Source organism: Mycobacterium sp. (assembly GCF_044370595.1).
GTDB lineage: Bacteria > Actinomycetota > Actinomycetes > Mycobacteriales > Mycobacteriaceae > Mycobacterium.
Genome location: NZ_JBILVF010000157.1, coordinates 1 through 7723, shown reverse-complemented (window position 1 = coordinate 7723; position 7723 = coordinate 1). Strand labels below are relative to the sequence as shown.

The window sequence follows — 7723 nt, the reverse complement described above, 5'->3', positions numbered from 1 at the left end:
AACGCAGCCGAGACCCCGGCGTTCGCGCCAAGCTGGAAATCCTGGCGGCTCTGCCGGAAGCCGGGCACGCCGAATCCGGCCGCCGTCGGATCCGCTTGGCCTACCGGCTGAACCCGCAGCGGATCACCGGCAGCGACAGGGTTCAGGGCGTGACGTTCACCCGCACCGGCACCGGTGCGGAGGTGGCTCTGGAAGCCGGCCTGGTACTCAGTTCGATCGGTTACCGCGGCGCACCGGTGGCCGACCTGCCCTTCGACGAGGCCGCCGCGGTGGTACCCAACAGCGACGGCCGGGTGGTGGAGCCCGCAACCTCTCGGCCGGTCCGCGGCGCCTACGTCGCCGGCTGGATCAAACGCGGACCCACCGGGTTCATCGGCACCAACAAATCCTGCGCCATGCACACCGTCGCCACCCTGGTGGACGACTTCAACGCCGGACGGCTCGACGACCCGGTGGCACGGCCGGCGGCCCTGCCCAGGCTGGTGCGCGATCGCCAACCCGATGTCGTTGATGCTGCCGGATGGCGGGCCATCGATGACGCCGAAATCGCCCGGGGCCAGGCGCAGGGCAGGCCGCGGGTGAAGTTCACCTCGGTGCCTCAGATGCTCGCTGCCGCCCGGCAGCGGCCGTCGAGGTCGGGCCGGCTTTGGCTGTCCCGCTTCTAGTGCCGAGTAGACGCAAACTCGCATGAATCAGCCGCCAGGAGTGCGACTTTGCGTCTGCTCGCGGCAAGCGCTGGGGGTGCGGGGAGAGTCAGCTGGTGTGGGCGATGGTGTCCCAGCCGCTCACCGACGACGCCGGACGCGGGCCGGGGCCGACGTAGACCGCCGCGGGCCGGACCAACTTGCCCAGCCGCTTCTGCTCCAGGATGTGCGCGCACCAGCCGGCCGTGCGCCCGCAGGTGAACATCGCCGGCATCATGGCCGGGGGAACCTCGGCGAAGTCCAGGATCACCGCTGCCCAGAACTCGACATTGGTTTCGATGGCCCGGTCGGGCCGTCGCTGCCGCAGTTCGGCCAGCGCGGCCTGCTCCAACGCCGCGGCCACCACGTAGCGGGGCGCATCGAGACGTTTCGCGGTGGCCCGCAACACCCGGGCGCGGGGATCTTCGGCGCGGTACACCCGGTGGCCGAAGCCCATCAGCTTCTCGCCGCGGTCCAGAATCCCGCGCACCACCGCGGCGGGCTCACCGGTGCGTTCAGCCTCAGCGATCATCGGTATCACCCGGGCCGGTGCCCCGCCGTGCAGCGGTCCGCTCATCGCTCCGACCGCCCCGGACAGCGCGGCGGCCACGTCGGCCCCGGTTGAGGCGATCACCCGGGCGGTGAAGGTCGAGGCGTTCATCCCGTGTTCGGCGGCTGACACCCAGTAGGCGTCGATGGCCTCCACGTAGCGCGGATCGGGCTCACCATGCCAACGGGTCACGAAACGCTGGGTGATCGTCGTGCACTCGTCGATCACCCGCTGCGGCACGGCCGGACGGTGGATGCCGCGGGCCGACTGCGCGACGTAGGACAATGCCATCACCGACGCCCGGGCCAACTGGTCGCGGGCGGTTGCGTCGTCGATGTCCAGCAGCGGCTCATAGCCCCAGATAGGTGCCAGCATCGCCAGGCCGGCCTGCACGTCGACCCGCACATCTCCGGTGTGGATCGGCAGCGGGAACGGCTCGGCCGGCGCCAACCCGTCACCGAACACGCCGTCCACCAGCAGCGCCCACACATCGCCGAACGTGACCCGGTGATCGACAAGGTCCTCGATGTCCACCCCGCGATAGCGCAGCGCCCCACCGTCCCGGTCCGGCTCGGCGATCTCGGTGGTGAAGGCCACGACCCCTTCCAGGCCTGCGACGAAGTCGTCCGGTAGGACAGTCATGGTCGAATCCTCCCACCTCGGTGCACGACATCGCCCGGTGAGTCGAGTACGGCGGGCGTACCGTAAGGCCGTGGGCGATCGCGAAGGGCCCCTCCACCGGCTTGCCGGAATGCGGGTGGAGTACGGGTCGGTGGAGAAGGACGGCAGCAGCGATCTCGATCTGGACTGGCTGGCGGACGGATGGCTTGCACTCCTACACAACTGGATCGAGGACGCCGAGCAGGCCGGGGTCGCCGAGCCCAACGCGATGGTGCTTGCCACCGTCGAGGCCGGGCGACCGGTGACGCGGACCGTGCTGTGCAAGAGCTTCGACGCCGACGGTGTCACCTTCTACACCAATTACGACTCGGCCAAAGGGGCCGAACTGGCTGCGACGCCCTATGCATCGGCGACGTTCCCGTGGTACGCGCTGGGCCGGCAGGTCCACGTGCGCGGGGCGGTGAGCAAGGTCACCCCGGAGGAGACCGCGCAGTACTGGGCGCGGCGGCCACGGGGGTCGCAACTTGGCGCGTGGGCCTCCGTGCAATCCCGGCCGGTCGCCTCGCGTGCGGAGTTGATGGCTCAACTCGCCGAGGTCACCGAGCGTTTCGCCGGCACCGAGCAGGTGCCGGTTCCGCCGCACTGGGGCGGGTATCGCATCACCGCGGAGGTCGTCGAATTCTGGCAGGGCCGGGAAAACCGGATGCACAACAGGATTCGGGTGCGCACCGGTGACGGCGACCGTATCGAACGGCTGCAGCCCTAGCGGCAGCCACAGGTTTGGCGGCCCGTCGCTGCGGGTATGGACACGAACGGGTACCGATACTCGTGTGGGCGGATTGCGGCAGCTTCGTAACCCTTCCTTAACCGGCGACCGGGGGCCAGGCCATGCCACGCGCTTACGATCGTCACGTGCCTCAGCCCGGCGAGGCGGCCCTCGGGCTGCGTGAACGAAAAAAGCAGCGGACGCGCGCAACGCTCGTCGACGTCGCTGCGCGGTTATGCGCCGAGCAGGGTTACGAACGGACCACCGTCGACCAAATCGCCGCCGGTGCCGACGTGTCGCCCCGAACCTTCAGCCGTTACTTCCCCAACAAAGAGGCTGTCATCGGTGCGCTGATGGAGGACATCGCCGGGCAGGTCGCCGACGCGCTGAGCCGGCAACCCCACGACATCACCGAGCATGAAGCGCTGGTGCGTGCCCACACCGAGGTGCTGCGCGCCGCCGAGCACGGCCAGCCAGATGAAATGTCCTTCGACCGGATGCGGGGCTTCCTCAGCATTGTCAACAGCAGTCCGATGTTGAGCCTGGCGACCTTCACCTACCGGCAGGACGGATCCACCCACGCGGTGATCGAGGCGATCGCCGAGCGGATGGGTCTGCCGGTGACCGATCCGGCGGTGCGGGTGGTGTTCGACACCTGGGCGGTGCTGATGGCCAGCGCCCTCGGCCGGCCCGGTAGCGCCGCCGCCGATCCGCACGCCGTCAGTGAGCGCATCGAAGAAACATTTGCGATTTTCACCCGGCTGTGGAAACCCTGGCGCCCCAGCGCCGACATTGCGTACCGGCAACCCCCCTCAGGCGGACCGCAGCGATAGCGACTACGTTCACCTAGAGCGCGCAGTAGCGTGACCTTACAGACGGCCCGCCCTTGAGCCGTCGAACAGGCAAGAAGGGGTTGATGTGGCCGCAACCGACGACACCGCTACTCTCCGGTATCCCGGCGGGGAGTTGAACCTGGAGATCGTCCATGCGACTGAGGGTTCCGACGGTATCGCGCTGGGTCCGCTGCTTGCCAAAACCGGGTACACCACATTCGACCAGGGGTTTGTCAACACCGCCTCGACCAAGAGCGCCATCACCTACATCGACGGCGACGCCGGCATCCTGCGGTACCGCGGTTACCCGATCGACCAGCTGGCCGAGAAGTCCAGCTTCATCGAGGTCAGCTATTTGCTGATCTACGGAGAACTGCCGACTGCCGCCGAGTTGGAGGCGTTCAGCACCAAGATCGAGCGGCACACCCTGCTGCACGAAGACCTCAAGCGGTTCTTCGACGGCTTCCCGCGCAACGCCCACCCGATGCCGGTGTTATCCAGCGCGGTCAACGCGTTGAGCGCCTACTACCAGGATTCACTGGATCCCCTGGACCACGACCAGGTGGAGTTGTCCACCATTCGGCTGCTGGCCAAGCTGCCCACCATCGCGGCCTACGCCTACAAGAAATCCGTCGGCCAGCCGTTCCTGTACCCGGACAACTCGCTGAGTCTGGTCGAGAACTTCCTGCGGATGACCTTCGGACTGCCCGCCGAGCCCTACACGCCCGACCCGGAGATCGTCCGGGCGCTGGACATGCTGCTGATCCTGCACGCCGACCATGAGCAGAACTGCTCGACCTCGACGGTGCGGCTGGTCGGCTCCTCTCAGGCCAACCTGTTCACCTCGATCTCCGGTGGCATCAACGCGCTGTGGGGTCCGCTGCACGGCGGCGCGAACCAGTCGGTGCTGGAGATGCTCGAGCGCATTCGCAGCGAGGGTGGCGACGTGCACGACTTCGTGCGCAAGGTCAAGAACCGCGAGGACGGCGTCAAGCTGATGGGCTTCGGTCACCGGGTTTACAAGAACTACGACCCCCGGGCCCGAATCGTCAAGGAGCAAGCCGACAAGATTCTGGGCAAACTCGGCGGCGACGACGAGTTGCTCGACATCGCCAAGTCCCTCGAAGAAGTGGCACTGACCGACGACTACTTCGTGGAACGCAAGCTCTACCCCAACGTGGATTTCTACACCGGCGTGATCTATCGGGCAATGGGCTTCCCGACGCGGATGTTCACCGTCCTGTTCGCACTGGGCCGCCTTCCCGGCTGGATCGCCCACTGGCGCGAGATGCACGAGGAGCCCAACAAGATCGGCCGTCCCCGGCAGATCTACACCGGGTACGGCGAACGCGACTACGTCACCCCCGGCGGCCGCTGAGTCCGTCGGCCAAGACCGCCATCGCGGCGTTGTGGCCGCCCACGCCGGACACTGCGCCGCCACGCCGTGCTGCTGAACCGCACAGCAGGATCCGTTCGTGTCCGGTTGCCACCCCCCATTGCTGCGCCGGTGTGTCCAACGGATCGTCGTCCTCGGCGAAGGGCCACTGCAGGGCGCCGTGGAAGATGTTGCCCGCCGTCAGCCCCAACCCGTCCTGCAGATCCGATGTAGTCACGGTTTCCACGCAGGGACGGCCATGCGCGTCGGTCATCACAACGTCTTGAACCGGTTCGGCCAGAACGGAATTCAGCGACCTCAGTACCGCATCGGTGAGGCGTCGCCGTATCCCGTCGGGATCACCGGACTGCAGACGGTGAGGTACATGCAGTCCAAACACCGTCAGAGTTGCCGCCCCGCTCTCGCGCAGACCTGCCGACAGGATGCTGGGGTCGGTCAGCGAATGACAGTAGATCTCGCAGGGCAACGGGTCGGGCAGTCCGCCGGACTCCGCGGCGGTGTAGGCGGCGTCGAGTTGAGACCAGGTCTCGTTGATGTGGAATGTCCCGCCGAACGCCTGCTCCGCGGTAACGCCCGCGTCGCGCAATCGCGGCAGTCGGCGCAGCATCAGATTCACTTTCACCTGGGCCCCCTCGGTCAACTCAGGTGCCGGTTCGCCCAACAGGTCGGCCAGCACCGAGGGGGTGACCCCGGCCAGCACGTACGTGCCGCGGACCAGATGTTCGTCGGCGCCGACCCGGTAGCGCACCTCGCCGTCGGGGGTCAGCGAGACCACCTCCGCGCCGGTGACGATCTGTGCGCCGTGCCTCACCGCAGCGGCGGCCAGCGCACCGGACACTGAACCCATCCCGCCGACGGGCACGTCCCACACCCCGGTTCCGCCGCCGAGCAGGTGGTAGAGGAGGCAGACGTTCTGGGCTAATGAGGGGTCATCGAGTCGGGCGAAGGTGCCGATCACCGCGTCGGTGGCGATCACGCCCCGAACCAGGTCGCTGCCGACGGCGCCGGCGATGGCCGACCCGATCGGCGTGTCGATCACCGCGTCCCACGCAGCGGCTGCATCCGGTCCACCGGCCGCGACCACCCGGCTACGGGCGTCCGCCCGGTGGCGCAGGGGCTCGAGCAGAGTCGGCCACAGCGGTTCGGTGACACCGCGGCACCGTCGGTAGAACTCGACGAAACCCGCTTCGTCGGCGTCGGCCCCGACCGCAGCGAAAGTCGAATGCTCACCGAGGAGCAGCCCGCTGCGGCCGCCGTCGGCGGGATCGGGTGTGTAGGAGGCGTAGCGGCGGCGGGCGAGGCGCACTGCGGCGCCGAGATCGGCCAGGATGCGGGCCGGCAGCAGGCTGACCAGGTAGGAATAGCGGGACAACCGGGCGTCAACGCCATCGAAGGCCAATGCTGACACCGCCGCGCCGCCGACCTCGTTCAGCTTCTCCAGAACCAGTACCCGGCGGCCGGCCCGGGCCAGGTACGCCGCGGCCACCAATGCGTTGTGGCCGCCGCCGATCACGACGGCGTCGACGGTGTCCGCTACATCATGGAGGCTGGCCATGCCTCAGCTTAAGTAGCCCTCAAGCGGGTCGATGTCACGTCAGCGGCATGCCCGCGGGGTCCGGCGCGAAAATCGGTGACTACCCGGTTACGGTGGTGCGGTGTCAACCAAACCCGAAATCGAATTCCCCGGCGGCCCGCCCCCCTCTGACCTTCTGATCAAGGACCTGGTGGTGGGCGAGGGGCCCGAGGCCAAGCCTGGCGACAGCGTCGACGTGCACTACCTGGGAGTCGAATTCGACACCGGCGAGGAGTTCGACAGCTCCTGGAACCGCGGGGAGTCGATCTCGTTCCCGTTGCGCGGCCTGATCCAGGGATGGCAGGACGGTATCCCGGGGATGCGGGTCGGCGGACGCCGGCAACTGGTCATTCCGCCCGACCTCGCCTACGGCCCGGCCGGCGCCGGCCACCGACTCTCCGGCAAGACGCTCATTTTCGTCATCGACCTGCTCGGCGTACGCTAGCGGCGCTCGCAGCGTCGTGAACGGCCGTTTTTGATCCACGGGCCAACCACGGGCGGCAGCTCGCACGAACAACACCACCTTTCCAGTGGCGGAGGAGGGGAGCCGATGACGGGTTCTGATGACGCGCGCGCACGTTCGACCGCACCCGAGTGGCGGCGTGAGTCGCGTTACTACCGCCGATCACCGGGGTGGGGGTGGCTGCTGGGATTGTTGCTCATCCCGCTGCTGTTCGGCTGGCTCGGCTGGGGTTCGGTGAGGCCGACAGCTGCTGTCGAGTTTCCCAGTGTCACCCCGACGGCACCCAGCCTCCCGGCAATGTCGGTCCCCGAGCTCAACCTCGCGCCACTGTCGATCGTGCGCAACGGCAAAGACTTCACCCTCACCGGCGAACTGCCCGATCTCTCGGTCAAGGACAAACTGCTCAGCACCCTGAAGACGACCCTCGGACCGGGCATCAATCTGATCGACAGGTTGAGCGTCAAGGCCGGTGTCAGCGCGCCCGACTCCGCCGCTGTGAGCCCGGTGTTCACAGCCGCCAACGACATTGCCGACTTCAGCTTCAAACTCGCAGATGGCGCCCTCACCCTGGCCGGCACCGCACCGTCAGAAGAGGTTAAGGCCGGGGTCGAGGCGGCGGCGAGGGCGGCCTGGCCGAACGTGCGGATCGTCAACAGCATTGAGGTGAGAACCGCGACCGGCGATGCCGCTTCGTGCGACAACCTGCAGGCTGACATCATCGCCGCGCTGCGCTCGCCGATCGCCTACCAGACCGAAGGTTCCGGCCTGACCGCTGGCAGCCAGACCGAGTTGACCGCAGTCGCGGCCGCCATCATGGCCTGCCCGCAGGCAAAGGTCA

General features: G+C 67.8%; 8 protein-coding genes. 6 read left to right on the top strand and 2 right to left on the bottom strand.

Annotated features, from left to right (window positions below; genetic code table 11):
• On the top strand, positions 1–665 hold a 665-nt coding region (locus tag ADBZ5N_RS15870), incomplete at its 5' end, for a ferredoxin--NADP reductase domain-containing protein (RefSeq protein ID WP_526259033.1).
• Between the two features lie 88 nt (positions 666–753).
• On the opposite strand, the gene ADBZ5N_RS15865 is transcribed toward ADBZ5N_RS15870, so the two are convergent.
• Positions 754–1875 (bottom strand): citrate synthase, encoded by a 1122-nt coding sequence (locus ADBZ5N_RS15865; RefSeq protein WP_526259031.1) that lies wholly within the window; start codon positions 1873–1875, stop codon positions 754–756.
• Positions 1876–1984: 109 nt separating this feature from the next.
• Here ADBZ5N_RS15865 and pdxH point away from each other — a divergent pair, with 109 nt between their 5' ends.
• From pdxH to ADBZ5N_RS15850, 3 genes are all read left to right on the top strand, one after another.
• Positions 1985–2620, top strand: coding sequence for a pyridoxamine 5'-phosphate oxidase (gene pdxH, locus ADBZ5N_RS15860; RefSeq protein WP_526259035.1), 636 nt, complete (start codon positions 1985–1987; stop codon positions 2618–2620).
• A 146-nt stretch (positions 2621–2766) separates the two neighbouring features.
• Positions 2767–3453, top strand: a complete 687-nt coding sequence (locus ADBZ5N_RS15855) for a TetR family transcriptional regulator (protein ID WP_526259029.1) — start codon at positions 2767–2769, stop codon at positions 3451–3453.
• A gap of 85 nt (positions 3454–3538) precedes the next feature.
• Complete coding sequence (locus ADBZ5N_RS15850) at positions 3539–4831, top strand: citrate synthase (RefSeq protein ID WP_526259027.1); 1293 nt, start codon at positions 3539–3541, stop codon at positions 4829–4831.
• Here the strand turns inward: ADBZ5N_RS15850 and ADBZ5N_RS15845 are convergent.
• Positions 4812–6404, bottom strand: a complete 1593-nt coding sequence (locus ADBZ5N_RS15845) for a phytoene desaturase family protein (protein WP_526259025.1) — start codon at positions 6402–6404, stop codon at positions 4812–4814. The two genes, ADBZ5N_RS15850 and ADBZ5N_RS15845, sit on opposite strands and share 20 nt — an antisense overlap.
• Positions 6405–6504: 100 nt before the next feature.
• Between ADBZ5N_RS15845 and ADBZ5N_RS15840 the strand changes: the two genes are divergently transcribed.
• Positions 6505–6867 (top strand): FKBP-type peptidyl-prolyl cis-trans isomerase, encoded by a 363-nt coding sequence (locus tag ADBZ5N_RS15840; RefSeq protein ID WP_526259023.1) that lies wholly within the window; start codon positions 6505–6507, stop codon positions 6865–6867.
• A gap of 105 nt (positions 6868–6972) precedes the next feature.
• Positions 6973–7723: channel-forming protein ArfA/OmpATb (gene arfA / locus ADBZ5N_RS15835; RefSeq protein WP_526259021.1), on the top strand; the 751-nt coding region annotated here is incomplete at its 3' end.